At 42.8% G+C, this 22,723-nt stretch carries 17 protein-coding genes; 10 read left to right on the top strand and 7 right to left on the bottom strand.

Annotated features, from left to right (window positions below; all coding sequences use genetic code 11):
- Positions 1 to 30 precede the first annotated feature (30 nt).
- The 3 genes from L0P88_RS13485 to L0P88_RS13475 all read right to left on the bottom strand — a co-directional run bounded on the left by L0P88_RS13485 (position 31) and on the right by L0P88_RS13475 (position 967).
- Positions 31 to 270: a hypothetical protein gene (locus L0P88_RS13485; protein ID WP_247130444.1), complete on the bottom strand. Its 240-nt coding sequence runs from the start codon at positions 268 to 270 to the stop codon at positions 31 to 33.
- Positions 245 to 709, bottom strand: a complete 465-nt coding sequence (locus tag L0P88_RS13480) for a hypothetical protein (protein ID WP_247130443.1) — start codon at positions 707 to 709, stop codon at positions 245 to 247. Before L0P88_RS13480 ends, L0P88_RS13485 begins: the two co-directional genes overlap by 26 nt.
- A 105-nt stretch (positions 710 to 814) precedes the next feature.
- The gene (locus L0P88_RS13475; protein ID WP_247130442.1) at positions 815 to 967 is read right to left on the bottom strand and encodes a ThiF family adenylyltransferase; all 153 of its coding nucleotides are present in this window, start codon (positions 965 to 967) and stop codon (positions 815 to 817) included.
- A gap of 12 nt (positions 968 to 979) precedes the next feature.
- Between L0P88_RS13475 and L0P88_RS13470 the strand changes: the two genes are divergently transcribed.
- Positions 980 to 1,816, top strand: coding sequence for a glycoside hydrolase family 116 protein (locus L0P88_RS13470; RefSeq protein ID WP_247130441.1), 837 nt, complete (start codon positions 980 to 982; stop codon positions 1,814 to 1,816).
- A 182-nt stretch (positions 1,817 to 1,998) separates the two neighbouring features.
- Here the strand turns inward: L0P88_RS13470 and L0P88_RS13465 are convergent, their stop codons facing one another.
- Positions 1,999 to 3,660 carry a sodium/sugar symporter gene (locus L0P88_RS13465; protein WP_247130440.1) on the bottom strand — a complete coding sequence of 554 codons (1,662 nt, stop codon included), beginning with the start codon at positions 3,658 to 3,660 and terminating at the stop codon, positions 1,999 to 2,001.
- Positions 3,661 to 3,766: 106 nt separating this feature from the next.
- On the opposite strand from L0P88_RS13465, the gene L0P88_RS13460 reads away from it, so the two are divergent.
- From L0P88_RS13460 to L0P88_RS13420, 9 genes are all read left to right on the top strand, one after another.
- A complete protein-coding gene (locus L0P88_RS13460; RefSeq protein WP_313791559.1) occupies positions 3,767 to 4,759 on the top strand; it encodes a GntR family transcriptional regulator in 993 nt (330 codons plus the stop codon).
- Positions 4,760 to 4,847: 88 nt separating this feature from the next.
- Positions 4,848 to 6,020: a galactokinase gene (gene galK, locus L0P88_RS13455; RefSeq protein ID WP_247130439.1), complete on the top strand. Its 1,173-nt coding sequence runs from the start codon at positions 4,848 to 4,850 to the stop codon at positions 6,018 to 6,020.
- A complete protein-coding gene (locus L0P88_RS13450) occupies positions 6,017 to 7,036 on the top strand; it encodes a UDP-glucose--hexose-1-phosphate uridylyltransferase (RefSeq protein WP_247130438.1) in 1,020 nt (339 codons plus the stop codon). Before galK ends, L0P88_RS13450 begins: the two co-directional genes overlap by 4 nt.
- A gap of 21 nt (positions 7,037 to 7,057) precedes the next feature.
- Positions 7,058 to 7,951 (top strand): hydroxypyruvate isomerase family protein, encoded by an 894-nt coding sequence (locus L0P88_RS13445; RefSeq protein ID WP_247130437.1) that lies wholly within the window; start codon positions 7,058 to 7,060, stop codon positions 7,949 to 7,951.
- A gap of 11 nt (positions 7,952 to 7,962) precedes the next feature.
- The gene (galE, locus tag L0P88_RS13440; protein ID WP_247130436.1) at positions 7,963 to 8,994 is read left to right on the top strand and encodes a UDP-glucose 4-epimerase GalE; all 1,032 of its coding nucleotides are present in this window, start codon (positions 7,963 to 7,965) and stop codon (positions 8,992 to 8,994) included.
- Between the two features lies 1 nt (position 8,995).
- Complete coding sequence (locus tag L0P88_RS13435) at positions 8,996 to 10,024, top strand: LacI family DNA-binding transcriptional regulator (protein ID WP_247130435.1); 1,029 nt, start codon at positions 8,996 to 8,998, stop codon at positions 10,022 to 10,024.
- Positions 10,018 to 11,163 carry a formylglycine-generating enzyme family protein gene (locus tag L0P88_RS13430; protein ID WP_247130434.1) on the top strand — a complete coding sequence of 382 codons (1,146 nt, stop codon included), beginning with the start codon at positions 10,018 to 10,020 and terminating at the stop codon, positions 11,161 to 11,163. The genes L0P88_RS13435 and L0P88_RS13430 overlap by 7 nt, the downstream gene beginning before the upstream one ends.
- A 66-nt stretch (positions 11,164 to 11,229) precedes the next feature.
- The gene (locus L0P88_RS13425; protein ID WP_247130433.1) at positions 11,230 to 12,303 is read left to right on the top strand and encodes an aldose epimerase family protein; all 1,074 of its coding nucleotides are present in this window, start codon (positions 11,230 to 11,232) and stop codon (positions 12,301 to 12,303) included.
- Between the two features lie 119 nt (positions 12,304 to 12,422).
- Positions 12,423 to 15,590, top strand: coding sequence for a glycoside hydrolase family 2 TIM barrel-domain containing protein (locus tag L0P88_RS13420; RefSeq protein ID WP_247130432.1), 3,168 nt, complete (start codon positions 12,423 to 12,425; stop codon positions 15,588 to 15,590).
- Between the two features lie 778 nt (positions 15,591 to 16,368).
- Here L0P88_RS13420 and L0P88_RS13415 read toward each other — a convergent pair.
- The 3 genes from L0P88_RS13415 to L0P88_RS13405 all read right to left on the bottom strand — a co-directional run bounded on the left by L0P88_RS13415 (position 16,369) and on the right by L0P88_RS13405 (position 22,720).
- Entirely contained in the window at positions 16,369 to 19,560 is a 3,192-nt protein-coding gene (locus tag L0P88_RS13415; RefSeq protein WP_247130431.1) for a glycoside hydrolase family 2 TIM barrel-domain containing protein, read from the bottom strand.
- Positions 19,561 to 19,674: 114 nt separating this feature from the next.
- Entirely contained in the window at positions 19,675 to 21,012 is a 1,338-nt protein-coding gene (locus L0P88_RS13410) for an alpha-L-fucosidase (protein ID WP_247130430.1), read from the bottom strand.
- A 301-nt stretch (positions 21,013 to 21,313) separates the two neighbouring features.
- The gene (locus L0P88_RS13405) at positions 21,314 to 22,720 is read right to left on the bottom strand and encodes an arylsulfatase (protein WP_247130429.1); all 1,407 of its coding nucleotides are present in this window, start codon (positions 22,718 to 22,720) and stop codon (positions 21,314 to 21,316) included.
- Positions 22,721 to 22,723 lie beyond the last annotated feature (3 nt).

Here is a 22,723-nt window from a genome sequence, read left to right as displayed (position 1 = left end):
TTTTTAAGGGGACGATGTTCCCATTAACATTCAAACGATGGGCCACGGCCATTTGCTCGCCAGATGGTAGCCCCAAATGGACAGTTCCATGGCAGCGAACAGCCATAACAGGTCTTTGATAAAGGGAATAGCAAAAAGTAAGAAAAGGAACAATAGCCATGGGAGGCGTAGAAAACGTTTCAATCGAAACAATCCCTTCAGGGTCAGGGCAAAAAAGAAGATGAAGCCCAAAAAAGGCAATTTTTCATAAAGGGTTTCCATTGGTAACATAGGTTTCTGTTTTAGGGTTCAACTTTTTTTTGTTGGTTTTATTTGTTGGTATTGGGCATCGTACGGGAATAGGGTTTGTCCTTCCGCTCTCCAAGTTGACGAAAGCCCCGTGATAGTCTATCTTTTTGTTGACCAATAGAGCGTACAGGCAATGTGAGGCCGAACTGGTCAGGGCATCGTTGATGAACAACGACTGTTCTTGAAGCTTATCGGCATAACTGCACCCCTGCCCCTGTTCCCTGTCGTTTTCCATCTCCATTAGATTGAGGAACATATCTATAATGTGATCCAATCGTTGAATATCCCTACCCTCCATCCCCCGATTGCCCTCGGTAAAAAGACTGCCAAGAACGAACTGCCCAAAGTATTTGCCATTGCCCAAGTCCAACCAGTAAAACTTTTTGGTATAGGGGTTAAGGCCATCGAGTGGCCGCTCCAACCGTTTTGCCAACCCAAGCCGGAACCCGGCACCGTCCACACAACTAATGACGATGTTCGCCCGTAATCTAGGGTCGCTTGACCCTATCTGTTCTGGAACGGCCTCTCACTCCAATCCAAAGCTCATGTTAATCTTGGTCACGGCACAGATGGCCTTGTTCTCACCCACGTCCCGTGGCACATAGCCCTGTCTTCCCACATTGGAGGGCTGCACGGTATCCCCATCGAAAACGGTCAGGTGCAGCCCAGGGTGTCCCATTTGGAAAAGGGCATGGTCAAGCCTTGCCAAGCGTGCCAAGATGCCATAGGAGTTTCGGAACGTGTGGTACCCCAAAAGGAGACGATATCCACACTGGAGTCCATTTGGAAATATAATTTAGCTCCGGATGCTTTCGATTACCAATTGCGACATAAGGTAATCAAAGGTCCAAGAATCTATGCCACTCAAGGGGAAGCAGCAACAATCATGTGCACTTGGCCCTATGGAGGCGATGACAAGGCTGTTCCGGGAATGGAAAATCGGGAACAGTTCCCCAAAGAATGGAGCGGACCCGGAATCTATTTTGACGAGGCCATGAACGGTTTTGAATACCAAGTGGCAGCGCATATGGTATATGAGGGTCTTTTGGAAACGGGCCTGGCAACAACCAGGGCAGTACACGATCGCTATACGGCCAACAAGCGAAATCTCTATAATGAAATTGAATGCAGCGACCATTATAGTCGCTCCATGGCCAGTTATGCGGTCTTCTTGGCTGTTTGCAGATACGACTACCACGGCCCCAAAGGACATTTGGCCCTTAATCCAAAATTGTCCCCTGATGATTTTAGGGCTCCCTTTATGGTGGCCGAAGGTTGGGGCAGTTTTAGCCAGAAACATAAAGACGGCTTACAGCACAACGGCTTGCAACTGACCTATGGGAAATTGGTTCTAAACCAACTTGACCTAAAACTACTCGATGGTGTCAATGCGCGGTTTGCCGTATTGAAAATAAATGGTAAAATAGTAGATGCCAAGGGTAACCAAAACAAAGATGTTGGCTATCGGTGGAAATTGAACAATATATTGAAGGCTGGGGATACGTTGGAATCCGAAATTCGGTTGTAGTTCGTCAACTTAAAATAAGTTGTTATAAATCAAAAAGGACAACCACTTGGTAATAACCCCTTTTAATGATATGGTTAGAATAACACGATAATACTTCTTTGTAGGGTCCTTGATAAGAAGATAAAACTTCTTTTTTTACAAGTTCTTTTGAAAACCAAGTTTTGGATTAAGCTGTAAACTATTTACCAAAACATGGCATACAATACAGCCAACAGAATCATAATCACAAATGAACCAATGTTGAACAATGGGGTTGTTCTAAAAAATTCCCTGGTCAATGGAATACCTTTGGGGTCATCAGCTCCCTTGGCCTCAAAATAGCTCAACAAAACAATGATGGCCATGGTCAACAAAGTGGTCAATCCCATCTGGTGCATCCAAGGAGCCAGCCACTCAAAGGAAGTTATGCTTGTTGGCAAGATTTTGAGCGACAAGGCCAAAGGAATGGAAAGAACAGCTCCCCAAATGGCAGCCTTGTTAGTCGTTTTCTTATAGAATAATCCCAAGAGAAACACGGCCAAGATACCAGGGCTCACCAAACCTGTATACTCTTGGATGTACTGGAAGGCCTGATCCAATCCGTTCAATAAAGGTGCAACCAATACAGCGATAATCAAAGCAATGGCTGCTGTGACCCTTCCCACATTGACAATCTTTTTATCACTCGCATTTTTACTAAAGTACTGTTTGTAGATATCCATTGTAAAGATGGTTGAAGTGGAATTCAGCATAGAAGCCAATGAAGAAACTATGGCAGCAGCCAAAGCAGCAAAAGCGATACCTTTAAGTCCAGTAGGTAAAAATTGCAACAACCATGGATAGGCCTTATCGGCTTGTTCCAAAGACGGGGTGTTCATTTGTCCCACTTCGCCTAAAGAGGTCATAATCTCAGGGTCATTTACCATCACATAGGCCGCTATACCAGGCACTACCACAATCAATGGAATCAACAGTTTTAAAAAAGCGGCCAACAAAATGCCCTTTTGTGACTCCTTTAAGGATTTGGCAGCCAATGTTCTTTGAATAATATATTGGTTAAATCCCCAATAATACAAATTGGCCACCCAAAGCCCCCCAATCAATACCCAAATACCCGGCAAATCTAAATAGTTGCTGTTGGGACTACCATCTGCGTTGAACTTATCCAAAACCATGTGAAATTTTTCAGGAGCAGTGTCCCAGACCTTATGAAAACCAGCCATGACCCCTTCTCCTCCAGAAACTGTGTTTAAAGCCAAATAAGTGGTCACCAATCCACCCAGTACCAAGAAAATCACCTGAATGACATCGGTCCAAGCTACGGCCGATAACCCACCGTAAAGGGAATAGGCCGCAGCGAATAATGCTAAACCTATAATGGCATATATCATATCTACGCCCATGATGGTTTCAATGGCCAATCCCCCCAAATACAGTACAGAAGTAAGGTTGACAAACACATATAATGCCAACCAAAAAACGGCCAATATGGTCTTTAGGTTGGTCGAAAAGCGTTTTTCCACAAACTCGGGAATGGTGTACAGTCCCTTCTCTATGAAAATGGGAAGAAAATACTTTCCAACAATAATTAAGGTCAGGGCAGCCATCCATTCGTAGGAAGCAATAGCCAAACCCAGTGCAAATCCTGAACCCGACATACCAATAAACTGTTCCGCAGAGATATTGGCCGCAATCAACGAAGCGCCAATAGCCCACCAAGGCAAAGATTTACCGGCCAAAAAATAGTCTTCGGCATTCTTCTGGTGTCCCTTTTTGTCCCTTGACACCCAAAGACCCACTCCCAAAATTAGAATGGCATAGGCCACAAATACCACATAGTCCCAGAAATCAAATCCTGCAGTCATAATCAGATGGTTTGGTTAATGTAATTCAGATTCTAAAGATAAAAATAAAATATCAAAAAGCAACTGGTAGGGTCCAGTAGGTTTTTGTATATTTGTTACAATCGTTATGATGGAGATTAAAAGTAAAATAGGAATCCCAAAATATAGGCAGATCATCACCTCCATTGAAGAGGCCATAGTTTCAGGCGTTTTACAAAAAGGTGATCAAATACCCTCCATTAATGAGGTGAAAAAAGAGCACAAGCTATCTAGGGATACCGTTCTTATGGCGTTTAACGATTTGAAAAATCGGGGTATTATTCAGTCGGTGGTTGGAAAAGGATATTATGTGGCGAGTGAAAACATTACTGTTGCCCAAAAGATTTTCCTGCTTTTTGACGAACTCAATGCCTTTAAAGAGGACTTATACAATTCCTTTTTAGAAAACCTAGGCGGAAACAGTCAAGTAGACATTTTCTTCCATCACTTCAACAAATCCATTTTCAGCAAACTCATCCATGATAACATTGGGAACTACAATTACTATGTAATCATGCCCGCCAACTTGGAGGATACCCTATATGATATTAAAAACTTGCCTGCTGATCGAGTTTACATTCTAGATCAAATGCATGATGATTTATCACAATATCCGTCCATCTACCAAAACTTTAATGAGGCCATTTTTGGCAACTTGACAAAGGCCTTAGATCGAATCGAAAAATACGACAAGTTGATTTTGGTCTTTGACAAAAAGAAACAGCCCAAAGGGATGCTGGACGGATTTCTAAAGTTTTGTGGGGAATATGGCTTGAAATATGAGGTTGTCGATGAATTAAAATATCAAGTCCTTAATAAAGGTGAACTCCATATTATGCCAGATGACAAAAGTCTGTTGACCTTGATCAAAAAAGTCAAGGGATTACAGTTTGAGCTAGGTAAGGATATTGGAGTGATTTCGTATAACGATACCCTGCTCAAAGAGATTGTGGAAGGTGGGATCACCACCATATCCACAGACTTTAATGCTATGGGAAAACGTTTGGCCAAAATGATCATGAACAAAGAACAAGTTCAAATTGAAAACCCCAACAATCTCATAATTCGGAACTCCTTATAGCAGATGGAATGAACAAAACAATGAAAACACAAGAGAAGTTGGATTTAGCATTGACATCGTTCGCAAAAATTTAGATACCTGAACCCATATGATCAAAGCACTGTTAAATGATGTGAAGGAAACGTTCGCAGAAAGATTCAAGAAAGAACCTTTATTGATTTTTTCACCAGGCAGAATAAACATCATAGGCGAACATACCGACTACAATGATGGATTTGTTTTTCCCGCAGCTGTTGATATGGGTGTTGTGGCGGCAATCCATAAAAGCGATACAACCTACTGCACCGCGATTGCCCTGGACTTTGACAGTACAATTGTTTTTGAATTGGATAAAATAAAGCCCTCAAAAGAAGGTAGCTGGGAAAACTATGTACTGGGGGTGGTCGCCGAAATTCAAAAACAGGGCAAAGTTCTTGGCAATTTCAATATTGTGCTGAAAGGTAATATTCCTGAAGGCGCTGGTATGTCATCTTCCGCGGCCTTGGAGAACAGCGTGACCCTTGGTCTGAACGAATTATTTCAATTGGGCTTTTCAAAAGAGGAAATGATTTTTATCTCCCAAAAGGCCGAACACAACTATGTAGGGGTCAAATGTGGAATTATGGACCAGTACGCCAGTATGTTCGGTATAAAGGACCATGCGCTTCACTTAGATTGCAGGACCATAAAAGCAAAGCCCTATCATATAGATTTTAAAGACCATCGACTCGTGTTGATCAACACCAACGTAAAACACAGTCTATCCACCAGTGCCTACAACGACAGGCGCGCTGCTTGTGAACTGGTTTCCAAGGTTCTCGGAATAGTTGCATTACGAGATGCTTCGGGAGCCGATTTGGAACAAATAAGAGATAAGGTTTCGGAAGAAAACTATCAAAAGGCCTTATACATAGTGCAAGAAACAGGAAGAACCATTCAGGCGGCAAAAGCCATCGAGAACAACGATTTGGAGACTTTGGGCCAACTCATTTACCAATCGCATGAAGGCTTATCCAAACAATATAAGGTAAGCTGCGAAGAACTTGATTTTCTGGTCGATCGCGCCAAGGAAAATCCCAATGTGATAGGGGCTAGGATGATGGGAGGTGGCTTTGGGGGCTGCACAATCAATTTGGTTACCAGAACATCTGTTGAAGCCTTTGTAAAATCGGTTTCCGCGGCCTATGCCAAAAAGTTCAATAAGGACTGTTCCGTGTACCATGTAGCCTTATCGGATGGCACCCATATCATTGATCGAACCATAGCAAAACAACTGCAATGAATGCCCAGTTACAGGACTATTCGCATAAACGATATAACATTCTAACGCAAGAATGGGTCTTGGTGTCTCCCCATAGGGCAAAGCGCCCATGGCAAGGTCAAGAAGAGGAGGTAATCAACGATGTGCTACCGAGTCATGACCCCAACTGTTATCTATGTGCGGGCAGTACAAGAGCCAATGGGATGACCAATCCCGATTATCAAGATGTTTTCATCTTCAACAACGATTTTGCGGCACTCCAGGAAAAGGCCCATTTGGGAACGGTTAGGGAGGGCCTGCTATGGGCTGAGGGCGAACGGGGCATTTGTCGTGTGGTCTGTTTTAGTCCTGACCATAACAAAAGTCTGGCACAGATGACCGTTTTCGAAATCACAAAAGTGGTAAAGGCTTGGAAAAGGGAATATAAAGAGTTGGGTAGCCGCGACTTTATCAATTACGTACAAATCTTTGAGAACAAAGGAGCAATCATGGGTTGTAGCAATCCACATCCACACGGACAAATATGGGGTCAGTCCACCCTTCCCAACGAAGTCGTCAAAAAAAACCATAGTCAAAGAATTTTTTTTGCGGAAAACCAAGAGTCCCTATTGCAGACTTACCTTGGTCAAGAACTTGAAAAGAATGAGCGCATTATTTATGAGAATGACGGCTTTGTGATTTTGGTACCCTTTTGGGCGGTATGGCCGTTTGAGACCATGGTCGTACCCAAAAAGCACCAACAGCACATCGCTCTGTTGTCGGAAATGGAAGAAATGGACTTTGCCGATGCTATAAAGAACATTACAGCGGCTTATGACAAAATTTTTAATTGCTCCTTCCCGTATTCAAGTGGTATTCATCAAGCCCCTACGAACAGTGAGGACAATGAGCATTGGCACTGGCATATGAGCTTCTACCCTCCCCTATTAAGGAGCGCAACGGTCAAAAAGTTTATGGTGGGCTATGAAATGTTTGGTTCACCACAACGGGATATTACTGCCGAACAAGCTGTGAAATTAATCAAAAGCTTTTTATAAGGTACATGAAATAATATGAACATGGAATCAAAAGAAAGACGTTCGGCCATAAAGAAAATCATAGCAACTTCCGGTACCATCGTTTTGGGAGATGTAATGAAAGGGAGTATTGACCAAACCAAGACTAGCAAAAAAATGGAAATCAAAAAACTAAAAGAAAATATAAATCATGCCGTGTGTAAATGGTGCTATCCAGATATTCCTTTGGATGAATTTTCAGAGAAAGCCAAAGATATTGGCATTAAGGGTATAGACCTGTTAAGACCCGACGAATGGCATGTGGCAAAGAAGCATGGACTTATTTGTAGCATGGGCACGGACTTCTTTGCCAGTATTAAACGTGGTTTTAATGATAAGGGGAACCATGCTTCCCTTATTTCCAATTATGAAGGTCTTATCAAAAAAGCAGCTGACAATGGGATCCAACAAGTAATCGTATTTTCTGGTGACCGAAAGGGAATAAATGATGATGAAGGTTGGGACAACTGTGCTAAAGGATTGGAACCATTGGTTAAATTGGCAGAAAAGCTGGGCGTGACCTTGACGATGGAACTATTGAACAGCAAGGTGAACCATAAAGATTATCAATGCGATCACACGTTGTGGGGGGTTGAACTGGTCAATAAGATAGGCTCTCCAAACTTTAAATTGCTTTATGACATCTACCATATGCAAATCATGGAAGGTGATATCATTGCTACGATACAGAATTACCATGATTACTTCTCACATTATCATACAGGAGGTGTTCCCGGTAGAAATGAAATCAACGATTCGCAAGAATTGAATTACACGGCCATTATGGAGGCTATACAAAAAACAGGTTATACAGGTTTTGTGGCACAGGAGTTCATTCCTACCTATGAAGATAAAATGGTGGCTTTGGCAGAAGGTATACGAATATGTGATGTATAAAATAATCTAAAATGAAAACAAAAGTACTCATAACGGGCGGTACTGGGTACATTGGCTCACATACAGCCGTAACGCTCATTGAAGCGGGATATGAAGTTATTTTAATCGATAACCTTTCCAACTCTTCTGAAAACGTGGTTTCCAGAATTGGGACAATTACAAAAGTAAAACCAGAGTTAGAGGTCATTGATTTGGCCAAAATGGAACAGTGCGCAACAGTTTTTAAAAGGCACCAAGATGCCAAGGCAATTATTCATTTCGCCGCACTTAAAGCCGTAGGTGAATCCGTCAAAAAGCCACTTGAATACTATAGCAATAATATAGGTTCCCTGACAAACACCCTTATTTGTGCAAAGAAAAATGGTATAGACAAATTTATTTTTTCATCTTCTGCAACCGTATTTGGAGAACCTGATTCCATACCTATTACAGAGGATGCCCTAAGAAAAAGGCCTTTTTCACCTTATGGCAATTCAAAAAAGGTTTCTGAAGAAATTATGGAAGATTTGGTTGCCTCTGAAAGTGCTGTTTCCATTACTTCCTTGAGGTACTTTAACCCCATTGGTGCGCATGATTCCGGGGAATTGGGGGAACTTCCCTCCGGAGTCCCAAACAATCTTATGCCATACATTACGCAAACCGCAACCGGCATTCGTGAAAAGTTATGGGTCTATGGAGATGATTATCCGACACGGGACGGCATTCCTATTAGGGATTATATTCATGTAGTTGATTTGGCGGAGGCCCATTTGAGTGCAATGGAAAGGCTTCTAAAAGAAGAAAACGAAGAACCAATGGAAGTTTTTAATCTAGGATCTGGAGTAGGGTATTCCGTAATGGAAGTTATACATGCTTTTGAAACCACGACAGGTCAAAAGTTAAATTATGAAATAACCCATCGTAGGAATGGTGATGTTCCTCAATTGGTTGCATCGTCTGAACTCGCCTATAAGAAATTAGATTGGAAACCAAAACGGAATTTATCGGAAATGGTTGGTTCCGCATGGGCTTGGGAGAAAAAAATAAGAAATACGAAAAATTGACATGGGACGCAAAACCACCCTAAAGGAACTAGCAGTACTGTTGGGACTTTCCATTTCAACGGTATCAAAAGCATTGTCTGACAGTGATGAAATAAGCGAGGGTACCAAAACAAGGGTCAGGGAACTGGCCAAAGCCCGTAATTACCATCACAATAAACTAGCTTCGAGCTTTAGGACTGGTTCGACCAAGGTTATCGGTGTTATACTACCCTCTTTAACCGACACTTTTTATACCGAAGTGCTTTTTGGGATTGAGAAATTATTAGCGGCGGAAGGCTATGCCATGATGGTGGCGGTATCAAACGATTCCGCCTCCAAAGAGGCGAAGGCAGTTCGGTCCATGAGCAGTGGCTATGTGGATGGTCTGATCATTAGCAATGCCAATGAGACCCTTAGCAAGGCATCCAACAAATCCATGTCCATCCCTCTTAACGAAGGTATGCCCTTGGTACTCTTTGGAAGGCCGAACCCGACCGTAGATTGCGATCAGGTCTTAAACGACTTTTCAAAGGTATCTTTTGGTCTCGTGGAATATCTGTACAAAAGGCATTACTGCAAGAATTTGGCCTTGCTTGGGAAAGGAAATGACTGGAGCAATACCCAAGCAAAAATCAACGGTTTTGAAGAAGCACTGAATCGGTTTGAATTGCCTCGATTGCCGAATTCCTTGATGATAGGCGAAGAACAATTATCATTTCAAAACCTCACCAAAGTTGCAAAAAAAGGAGATTATGATGGATATATTTGTTTGGATTATTGGAGCTACGGGGCTATTACTTCGGTTTTATCAAGACTACCCCGTGCCTTGGCCAATAAGGTACAGATTACCACTTTTGGCAATCTTCATAGCCTTCAAGAAAGGGCATGCGCGGCCATGGACCTTAGAGCTGAAAAGGTAGGCCAACTGGCAGCAAAGACCTTATTGAAACGTATCAAAAACAAAAAGATAGATAATCACAGCACTCAAATTGTAACCGGAAACCTGATAGCATACGGACAAAATACGGGACCAAAAGCATTGCAATGGTAAGTACAGTGGCGAGCAACGAGATTGATGGGAACGCTCCACTTAAAAAACGTCCTCTATTCAAAAGGGACGTGCTTTTCATTTCGCTAGTATTTTTTGTACATGGTTGTACCGAAAAAGTGGATGGAGGCCATTTCGAAAATAAGTCGAAACCTGTTACGGAACCTTTGTTTGGGGTATTGGTCACTCAACTCAGTTCCATAGAGCCCCCCGACGGCATGGTCTGGATTCCCAAGAACATGTACGACCAAGGCGCAGTTCTAGATGATTGGCAGGTCATGCAACACGAAAAACCCAACCATCCCGTAGCCGTTGACGGCCTTTTCATGGACATCCATGAGGTCACCAACCAAGAATTTGCAGAATTTATGGGCGAAACGGGTTACGTTACAGTTACGAAACGGAAGGTAGACTGTGAGGAGCTTAAAAAACAGGTGCTGCCAGGCAATGAACTATTGCAACCGGGCTCCTTGTTGCTGAAGAAAAATATCGATGCCATATCCAATCCCCATGATTGTTTCCAATGGTGGGAATGGGTTACGGGCGTAAACTGGAAACAACACATGGGACCGAGCAGCAATATCAATGGTAAGGAAAACCATCCTATGGTGCACATTGCCTATGAAGGTTCACACGCTTATTGCCATTGGGCCGGAAAAAGACTGCTAACCGAAGCCGAGTGGGAGTATGCCACACGGGCAAACACCAAGGACAAGGTTTATTTTTGGGGGAATACTGTTGATGCTTTGGAGAAATATGCAAATACTTGGCAAGGTGATTTCCCCCTAACAAACACTATCGAAGATGGCTTTGAAAAAAGTGCCCCAGTGGGTACGTTTAAGCCCAATGGTTTTGGCCTTTACGATATGTCAGTAAACGTTTGGGAATGGACCAGCGACTTTTACAATACACAGTATTATCAACAACTAAAATCGAGTGGAGCCTTGACATTGAATCCCACAGGTGCGGAAAAGGCGTTCAATGCTCCCGATCCATTGGCAAGTGAACGGGTAACGAAAGGGGGGTCGTATTTGTGCAGTGAATCCTGCTGCGCAAGTTACAGGTTATCGTCGCGAATGGCCACTACCGAAGATCCTCCATGGAACATTCGGGCTTTCGCACCGTACTGTCATCAAAAATGATGGAAAAAGACGATACACCATAATAAAGCCGCTTAAAATATTTGACCATAATAGGTTAAAAAAGAAATGGAAAAAACAGCAATGCAATTTTTAAAACCTGAAGATTTTGACACAATAGTAAACGGCAAAAAAGTTGGTCTTTACAAACTCAAGAATTTCGGTGGTGCAGTGGCTGAAATCAGCAATTTCGGGGCTAGGTTATTGTCCCTTTGGGTACCCGATACAGAGGGAAATTTTGATGATGTGGTTTTGGGGCCTGCAACAATTGAGCAAGCTATGAATCCTGAACTTCAATACATCGGAACAATTATTGGCCGCTGCGCCAATAGAATCCGTAATGCTCAATTTACATTGGATGGAAAAAACCATAAGCTGACATCGAATGCAGGAAACAATCACCTGCATGGAGGCACTAAGGGATTTGATTCTGTGGTCTGGGAAGTTCTTCAACATGAACAAAACAAACTACAATTGCAATATATATCTCCCGACGGTGAAGAGGGTTATCCGGGAACATTAAAAGTTTGTCTTGTTTTTGAACTGACCGAAGACAATGCCCTAAAAATTGAAAGTTTTGCAACCACTGATGCCCCTACCCTCGTCAACCTGACCCACCATGCCTATTTTAACCTAAAAGGTGCGGGCATGGGAACCATCGATGACCACCAACTACAAGTAAATGCCACCTACTATACCCCTATGGATATCGATTGTATTCCCATAGGTACTTTGGAAACAGTACACGGCACCCCTTTCGATTTTACCCAAATGACCAAGATTGGTGAACGCATTAGCGAAACCCACGAACAACTGGTTATTGGCGATGGTTATGATCACAATTTTGTGCTCAATAATCATACGGGTGAAATACAGCACGCCGCAACGGTACACGAACCTCTGACAGGTAGAACAATACAACTATATACCAATGAACCTGGTGTACAATTGTATACCGCCAACCATTTGGACGGATCCCAAAAAGGAAAAAATGGACATCTGTATGGAAAACGGGCAGGATTTTGTTTGGAGACCCAACACTTTCCGAACAGTGCCAATCAACCCAATTTCCCATCGATTCGGTTGGATCCAGGGCAGACGTATCATTCCATTTGTTGTTATCAATTTTTAACGGAACAATAATGGTGGACATGCAAAACCAAATAATGAATTACTAACCCTGCTGGATGACGAAATACACCTCATCCGCCAGGACAAAGAACAGTTAAATTAAAAGTATAATTTTTCCAAAATAAACAATCATGAACAACTGGATCCTTAGAAGCTTGGCCCTATTAGCAATGGCCAACTCATACGCGCAAACGGCTGAATGGGAGAACCCTGCCGTCAACCAAATCAATACGGAACCCGCCCGTACCAATTTTTACCACAACAATAGAAAAGACCATATTTTACTCAATGGCACTTGGAAGTTTCATTGGTCACCCAATCCAGAGGCCCGTCCTGTGGATTTTTACAATACCTCCCATGATGTATCGGGTTGGGATAACATTCCAGTGCCTTCAAATTGGCAGATGCAGGGCTATGACTATCCCCATTATTCAAATGTAGTCTATCCTTTTCCTAAAAATGCACCTTTTATTGAGCATTCCATGAATTCTGTGGGGAGCTATAAGCGTACCTTCGAAATGCCCAATTCTTGGGAAGAAAAAGAAGTCTTCCTCTTTTTTGGGGGAGTCAATTCGGCCTATTATGTCTGGGTCAATGGCCAAAAGGTAGGGTATGCCGAGGGTACCAAAACTGCCAAGGAATTCAACATTACGGAATACGTCAAATCCGGTCAAAATGAAGTGGCCGTTGAGGTGTACCGCTACTGCGACGGGTCATATCTAGAGGATCAAGATTTTTGGCGGCTTAGCGGTATAGAGCGTGATGTATATGCCTATGCCGTTCCCAAAATTCACTTAAGCAACGTTAAGGTTAATGGAGCATTGGATCAAAGCACCTATACCCAAGGCCTAGTGAACTATGAAGTTGAGGTGACCAACAAAAGTGGGAAAAACAACAAAAAGTATCGTTTGGAGGTCGAAATACAAAAGACCGACAGCACAGCAATCTATTCCCAAACCCATGATTTGGATTTAAAAAAAGGCGAGTCCGCAACCATATCAGTTGACCAGAAAAATATTGGGTCGGTAGCACTTTGGTCAGCAGAGACCCCAAACTTGTATACAGCCAGGATAATGCTAAAAGACACTCAGGGAAATACCACAAATGCCACAAGTTTTAAGGTAGGCTTTAAAGATGTGGTCATCAAAAACGGTCAATTGTTGGTCAACGGCAAGGCCGTGTTGCTCAAAGGTGTCAACCGCCATGAACACGATCCGGTAAACGGCCACGTCATTTCACGCGAGAGTATGATTGAGGATATCAAAGATTTTAAGCGATTCAATATCAACGCTGTACGTACATCACACTATCCTAACAAACCAGAATGGTATGAGTTATGCGATGAATACGGCATCTATGTAATTAGTGAAGCGAACATCGAATCCCACGGTTATGGGTATAAAAAAGGCGAAACCTTGGCAGGCGACCCACAGTTTAAGCTTGGCCATATGGAACGCATACAGAACATGGTGCGCCAATACCAAAACCACCCCTCCATCATCCTATGGTCCATGGGCAATGAGGCCGGTAATGGTGACAACTTTGTAGGCCCCTACAATTGGATAAAATCCTATGACCCCAGTCGTCCCGTACATTATGAACGTGCTGGCAGGGCAAGGGACACCATCCACTACGAGGGAAGGACCACCGATGTAATCAGCTGGATGTACGCCGATCAGGACCTACACGTTATGCGCGAACATTTTGACCATGATGACAAAAAGCCATTGGATGAACAACGGCCATTTTTCTGGTGTGAGTACAGCCATGCTATGGGCAATAGCAACGGCAATTTTAAGGACTATTGGGATTGGGTCCGTGAACACCCAAGGGTGCAAGGTGGCTTTATTTGGGATTGGATGGACCAAGGCTTGGAACGGACCACGGAAACTGGTGAAAAGTACTATGCTTATGGGGGCGATTTTGAGCCTGAGCACTTGCACAACGACGGTAACTTCTGTGCCAATGGCCTAATTGGTTCCGACCGTCGACCCCATCCGGGACTTTTTGAAGTTAAAAAAGTGTACCAAAATATACTGTTCAGCAAAGTCGGCGACCAACAGTATGAGTTGTTCAACGAACATTTCTTTACCACTACCGAACGTCTGCTGTTTGAAGCTGCACTGATTGAAAACGGTGTGGAAGTCGCTAGAAAAACTTTGGATATAGCTTCAGTAGGTCCCCAACAAACCGCCAGGGTAAGCGTTGACTTTGACTATACCTTGGTTCCTGGCAAAGAGTACTATATAAACCTTACCGCAGTAAATAAAGCAGATGAACCCCTGTTGCCCAAGGGTACCTTATTGGCGTCAGAACAATTTGAACTTCAAAAAGGCAACAACTTTGTGGAACCCAGTCCGACATCCCTAAGGGTGAGGACCAAAGTGGCCAAGACAAAGGGTGTCTATAGCGTATCGGTAGGAGGGTATACTTATGAGTTCAGTAAAAATGGTTTTGGTCTGGACGCCATAAAACAAGGAGATGACAACCTATTGCTCGAACCTGCAAAGATGACCTTTTGGCGGGCACCTACCGACAATGATTTTGGGGCTTGGGGGTCTTATAATGCCCCTAAAGATGAAGACTATTTTGTCTACAGAAATGCAGCAGAAGAAAAAGAGTTAACGCATTTTGACTACACCAAGGACAAAAGGGGCAACCGTATTTTCACCTATGAATTTGCCTATAACCAATTAGAGGCTACCAATACCATTGTCTATACTATTTCCAAAAACGGTAGTTTAGGGGTACAGTGCAGTTTTTTGCCAAAAAATCCCGATAAACTGAAGTATATGCCACGCTACGGCATGGTATTGGTACTGCAACGACAATTTGACAATGTTGATTATTACGGTCGTGGTCCCATCGAGAACTATGTGGACCGAAAATCGGCCTCCTTTGTTGGAAAATACACTGCTAAAGTGGCCGACTTTTACGTACCTTATATCCGTCCACAAGAAAACGGCAACCGCACCGATGTGCGCTATACCAGTTTCACCAATGAAGTAGGAACAGGCTTAAATTTTGTGTCTGACAATACTTTTTCCTTTTCGGCCCATCATAATTCCATGGAAGATTTTGATCCAGGAACTTCAAAAAAGGCCCAACGCCATACAACGGATATCAAACCCCGCGATGCGGTGTACTTACATATCGATTATGGCCAAACGGGTGTAGGAGGGGATAATAGCTGGAGTATGACCGCCTTGGCCAACGATGAGTACAAACTGGATGCCTCCAAACTTAAGTATTCGTTTACCATACAACCTGTGCAAGTAAATTTGACCAACAAGAATTAAGTAACTGTCCCATGAAGAAGAGATTCTTTATATCGGTCTTCTGTTTATGCTGGATTTGGACACTTGTTCAGGCCCAAGGCAAAATGGAAAAACCCAATTTTGTAATCATTTTGGCAGATGATCTGGGCTTTGGCGATTTGGGGGGCATAATTATTTTAGGTCAAAAGAAACTACCGAAAAACCTATTTGCTCCCTATTTAAAGTAATTATAAAATACCCCGGGCTATTACCTACCTCACTGATGACAAAGGTGATGAATGTGTTGATTTTATCGTTCGCCACAAAGGCAAACCCTTTTTCCTGTTTGCTTCCTTCAACGCCCCACATTCCCCATGTAGGCCACCAAAGCAGACTTGGGTTTATACCAACATATCAAAGACCAAAAGCGAAGGACCTATGCCACCACAAATAAAAACGTGGGGGTAGAATTATGTAATTCCAAGAATATCAGCTCTACAATTTAGGGGATGATTTTTGACAACAGAACAACCTAACCAAATCCAATCTGGAAAAGTTGGCAGAAATGGTCAACATTTTTGAATGAATTAGAGGAGTATAGCTACTGTAAGATAGTCGTTTCTTCGTGCCAATTCATGGTAGTAGGTTTTTTTACAATTGTTGTAAAACCCTTCTCTCTTAGTTGGGCCATCTTTTATGGATGCTCTAAATCCATTCGAGTTCACGCAGTCACCCTGTGTTTGTCACACCTTACTTTGAAAACCCTTTAAAGATTTTTGGGTTTCAAATAGCATTATCATTAAGCCCAAAATGAACTCCACTATTTTGCAATTATACTAAAACTATAGCGATAGGTGGCCGGCTTTATAAGATATTGTTCGTTCACTGGTAAGCCCCATGAATTATCTCCCCCTACTCCCATTTGAACACAATCGATATTTACAACGATAGTTTTACCTGAAACCAAATCACGATTATGGGTGCTTTGGCTCAAGGTATGCTGCGAATAAGGCCACGCGCTTGCCGAAAAAACACTCTTATCGATAGCTTTAAACTGAAGTGTTTGCTCATTATTATTGCTAAAACTAATCCAACGTATATCGCAACGGTTGGCATTTTCCTGTGGCCTTACGTAGGGCGTAATAAACTCTTCAATGGTTGAACGATACGTTCCGATTGCGGCACTTGTTTTTCGGTCGGCGTAATTTTCGTGTGGGCCGCGTCCGTACCATTGGATATGCCTTAACTTTTTGTTGATTCCAAATTGCAGCCCTATCCGGGGCACTTCAGGCGACTCTTCGGGAATTGTTATTTCATAATCAATATGAAGGGTCCCGCTGGGGTAAACCGTGTACTGCAATTTTGCTTTGGAGTTTGTTTCCGTGAATAAATATGCCCCATTTAGGATTATAGTACCCCCTTTGGCCTCTTTCATTTCAAAATCCAGAACCGTATACTTTTCATTGGCATTTTCCCATAATGCCATTTTTTCATCAACCTTCCAGCCTTTATCATTGTCTGTTAGGGCACGCCAAAAATTAAACCTGACCCCGTTTTCAATCAGTGTTTCACCTCCAATCGTATAGGTATCAATCATCCCAGTTCGTTTATCGAATTTTATGGAATACGTATCACCTGAAATCAAAAGATGATTCATTGTTTCAATCTTTTCCTGTTTTGATGCCCCTTGTGTATCCATTGATATGGAACTACCTGAACGCCCACTTAGTCGAAATTGTTCCCATGCCAGTACATGTCCTTTTTTTGCCCAAACCTGATTTTCTTTTAAAGAAAGTTTTAGGGTCAGGAAACATTCTTTTAACGAATCGTAGGCAATATCGGGCAAAGTAATTTGCTTTTGTACCAATGGGGGTATATCAACATCATCGAGCTGTACCTCAAGGGCTTGTTTTCCATCCTCATGTAAGGTATAGCTAAAGTTGTAAGCGCTAAGATGGGTAGTTAGCTGCCGGTTGGCAATTACTATGACCAGTGGTTTTTTACGAATCAGTTTGAAAGAAACAGGCTGGTAAACCTTCGTTAACTCATAATAATGTGGGTGGGGAACCTGGTTCGCGTCAATCAAACCATTAATGCAAAAATTACGGTCATTCGGGAAATCGCCAAAATCCCCACCATAATGAAACCCTTCGGAAGGTTTTTCCCTGTCCTTCCATAAGGCCTGGTCCATCCAATCCCATACAAAACCGCCTACCAACATATCATTTTCGTGGAACAACTGCCAATAATCGTTGAAATTACCCAAACTGTTCCCCATAGCATGGGCGTATTCATTGAGCAAAAATGGCCTTCCGGAGGGATATTTCCCATGTTGTTCCTCATTGGTCGATTCCCCACGTTCCCCTTTGCGTTCAGCCTTGCCTTGCAAATGTTGTTTTAGCCATTTAATAGTAGGATAAGTTTGGCTATCCATATCGGCAACACGATTCATATCGGCATATTGAACTAGTCGAAGCTCTGGATCAAAAATCCGTGTAACTTCCCTCATTTTTAAAAATGCATTTCCGTATCCAGCTTCATTTCCCAACGACCACATGATCAGGCTTGGAAACTGCCGATCGCGGATCACCATTCGTTTCATACGATCAACACAGGCTGCTTCCCACTCCGGCTCATCGCCTGGAAGGATACGCTTATGATAGCTTAGTCCATGCGATTCGATATTTGCCTCGTCCATGATCATCATACCGTATTGATCGCACAATTCATACCAACGGGGATCGTTGGGATAATGGGCATTACGCACAAAATTGACATTAGCTTGCTTCATCAGTTCCAAGTCGCGGGCCATGGCTTCTTTCGAAACGACCCAACCTTGATCAGGGGAAAACTCATGGCGGTTAACACCACGTATCTTCATTTTCTTCCCATTGAGAAAAATGGCATTTCCACTTGCTTCGATCTTCCGGAAAGCTACGGGTAGGTTGTAGACCTCAACGGTTTTTCCTTTTTGCTTTAATTCAACAAGTGCCGAGTATTGAACTGGGGTTTCTTCAAACCATAATTCCACTTTACCCAAATCAATAGGCGCCATGATGACTTCCTTTTCAAAACCGCTATCAAGCATTTCGATTTTATAGTTTTTTTTTGCCACTTCTTTTCCTTCAGGCGATAGAACGGCAATTGAAATGGTATGCCCTTTTCTTTTATTTCCGGTGAAATTGGCCGAAGAATAATGCAGGGTGAGAGTTCCTCTGTAGTTAGTGGGATCTACCGTAGGCCGTGCATAAACATCCCATAAGGTAACACGGGGTACCGCCCTAATGAAAACATCCCTAAAAATACCGCTTAGCCGCCAAAAATCCTGGTCTTCAAGATACGATCCATCACAATATTTATATACTTCCACGGCCAAAAGGTTCTCTCCCTTATGTAGGTAGGGCGTCACATCAAATTCTGCAGGCAACCTTGAACCTTGGGTATATCCTACCTCCTTGCCATTGATCCAAATGAAAGCAGCCGAGCCAAGTCCGGCCAAATGTAGGATAATTTGCTTGTCGTCCCAATCTTCGGGAACGGTAAACTTTCGAATATATGAACTTACCGGGTTTCGATGTCCGAAGCTCGTATAGGTAGAATCGGGTGTGCCCATCACCTTCGGGGGATCGACCTTAAAAGGGTAAATGGAGTTGACGTACAGGGGAATACCGTACCCTTGTCGCTCCACGGTAGAAGGCACCGGTATTTTTTGCCAGTCTCGATACTTAAATCCTTTTTTATAAAAATCGGCCGGTCGGGAACCGGGATCGGGAGACCAATGAAAATACCAATCCCCGTTTAACGATTTTATCCAGTTGTTCTTTTCGTAAGTAGAGCGTTTTGCATCTTTTATGCTTCCGGAAGGCCAAAAAGCGGTTCTGGGAGGCAGTTTATTGATGCCGAACACTTTTGGATTCTGAAGTTCCGGCCGTATTTGTGCATTACTCTTTAACAGTAGTCCAAACATCAGGAGCATTACGATTTGCTGCCTTGATCGGTTTAAGTGCTTCATAAACATATTTGTTTGTTATCCAATAGGACAATATTACTGGTTCTAAGGTCTTATGTAAAATATCATGGCAATTAAAATTGAGCTTTCCACCATTGGAATTCAAGTACAAGTAATCTATCTTGTCTCAAGAGCCAATGTGCTCACAGCAGGGTCGGGTCGAAGCTTGTCCAACCATATCGTAATCCCATTTTCATCTTGAGTAAATTTTAATGGTTTGCCTCCCATCTGTTTACAGGAAACAATACGTTTTTCCAATGGAGGAAGTTGTAGCGTATCTTTAAGATCAAGAAGGTGAACATAAATCTTGTCATCTTTTTGAACGGAACCATACCGATCATTTACGGGTTCGAATGGCCCGGGCCTGGTGTCGTAGATGCTTTCCCCATATTTCTTTAGCCAATTGCCTACTTCCTTTAATCTTGCAATATGTGTCTCGGGGATTACTCCCTGGGCATCAGGGCCAACATTCAGTAACATATTCCCGCCGCGATCAACGGTATTCACCAACATTACGATAATCTCTTTCAGAGACATCAGGTTTTGCTTTGGACTGTACCCCCAACTCTGCTGATTGAGGTTCAAACACTTTTCCCAAGGTGTATCGATGATCGAGCCACTTATTTTCTTACTGCCCTCGTTGCATTGGAAATCACCTTCCCAACCTGACCGTGGGCTTACTACCGCATTCGGCTGGTACTTGCGTACCATTTTGTTCAGCTTGTCGGGTTCCCAAAACCAAGCAGCATCGGCATCGCTTCCCCTGTGCGCCAGCCAGCCCCCATCGTACCAAAGGATATCGATTTTGCCATAATTTTTCATTAATTCTTCCACCTGCCCGTAACATTGCTTTTTCATCAATGCTGCGTTTTCTGACAATTCCCTAGGTTTAAAATAACCTGGGAAACGCCAATCCATCGGTGAGTAATAAATGCCTACTCCGAGTCCAGCCTTGCGACAGGCATCTGTGTATTCTTTTATAAAGTCGCGTTTTGCGGCAGTCTCGTAACTGCTGAAATTCCGGTAACTTGAAGGACTGTTCCAAAGGGCAAAACCATCGTGGTGGCGAGCTGTCAATACCATATATTTCATTCCGGCTTTTTTCGCAACATGGGCCCATGTATCAGCATCGAAAAACCGTGGATTAAACTTATCGGCTAGTTTAGCATACTTCTTGGCGGGGATTTTATAGTTGTGCATGGCCCATTCGCCCCTACCTTCAATGGCATACAGCCCCCAATGGATGAACATCCCGAATTTGGCGTCCTGCCACCATTTCATCTGTTCTTTTGAGAGCTTAAGTGCGGGTACTACGATACCATTTTTGCCTTTGGCATTTTGGTATTTCTCCATAGATTTTAGTTCGTCTCCACTTAATTCCTGTGCTTTAACTTTGTATAATGGCATTAGCAGAACAATCCACATCGCCATTGCTAAAAATTTAGTTTTATTCATACCATCTATATTTTATTAGACCGGTTTAGTATGTTGCTTTTGCTTATTCATTTTGGCTTTGGTTTATGAAAGCGTTGATACTTGTTGTTAAATTTTGCTTTTTGCTCGATTTTCATTCTGTTTATGAATTCGAATGTCCCTAAAACAAAGCATAATGGGATTTTCGGGAATCATCGAAATTTAAACTAGAGCCTTCATTCTTATCATCTGTTTTTAGTTCTAATGAATCGGTTACATTGTATTTGATTATCTTCAATCAAGTCCGAACTTATATCCCTATATTTGGTTATGATTCATAGTATTAAAACTTGAATATTTCCAGTTCAGGTTCGGAATACGCCTTAGACATTAATGCTTTGAGTTCATCTGCTTTCCCTTTTTCCTTTTTCAACAGGTTATTGGATTCTGCCGGATCATCGGCAAGGTTATAGAGTTCGTAACGCACCTCACCCGATTTGATATTGGTAAACTGGTGTAATTTCCAGTTGCCTTTGCGCAGGGCCCTTTTGCCCTTATCGATTCCTTTGAATTCCCAATAGAGGTATTTATGTGCTTTTTGTTGGGCCCCGCTTCCTTTCAAAGAAGGTAACAACGAAAAGCCATCACTGTTTTTAGGATTTTCTCCATCTACTATGTCTGTTAATGTAGGTAGGATATCCCAAAAGGCGCTCATATGATCTGATGTGCGTCCGGCTTTCACTACACCAGGCCACTTTACAATAAAAGGAACTCGGATACCGCCTTCATACAAATCGCGCTTGATTCCCCTAAAAGGACCGGAACTCTTGAAAAAATTAGGTTTTCTTCCTCCTTCCTGGTGTGGGCCATTGTCACTAGAGAACATTACGATGGTGTTTTCTGCAAGGCCCAATTTTTCAAGCTGTTTCATAATTTTTCCTACTTCCCAATCCAGTCTTGAAACCATAGCAGCGGTAGTAGTATTGGGCCTGGGGCTGGTGCCATAGTGATTCCCTGTATAAGGGTCCTCTTCAAACCGGCCCTTATATTGTTTTTCGAATTCCTCGGGAGCCCATACCTGAGCATGGGGCAGTGGCGATGCATACATCAGGAAAAATGGTTCGTCCTTTTTGTCTTCCATATATCCCAATGCTTCTTCTATAAAGAGGTCTGGACTATAGGTCCTTCCCCTCCAAGGCTCCTCACCTCCGTTTTCAGGATAGTTAATCTTTTCCTTGTTCTTGTGCATGAATTTTGGGAAATAGGTATGTGCCTGCCCATGTCCCAGATAACCAAAGAAATAATCAAACCCTTTATCATTTGCCTGTCCGGGGCTGGTATCACAACCTGTACTCGCTTTCCCTATCATGGCGGTGTGGTAGCCGACATCTTGCAGGTATTTTCCAACCGTAATGTCTTGTGGGTTGCTCCGTAGTTCAAGTCCCTTGCCGTTCATACGGATATAGGCATGCCCTGTGTGAAGCCCTGTCATCAAAGCTCCACGGGAAGGGGCACATACGGTACTGCCGGCATAATGATTCGTGAAACGTATGCCCTGGGCGGCCAACTCGTCAATGTTTGGTGTTTTGATAATTTCTTGCCCATAGCATCCCAGGTCCCCATAGCCCAAGTCATCAGCCAAAATATAAATGATATTAGGCTTTTCCTTTTCTTGATTTACCGTGTTGCAATTCAATAATAGGATTAAAAAGAAAGATATTGGGATGTGTGTGCATAGCTTCGCAGTCATTGT

The sequence above is a fragment of the Muricauda sp. SCSIO 64092 genome (assembly GCF_023016285.1).
Taxonomy (GTDB): domain Bacteria; phylum Bacteroidota; class Bacteroidia; order Flavobacteriales; family Flavobacteriaceae; genus Croceivirga.
This window is presented reverse-complemented; position numbering and strand designations above follow the sequence as displayed.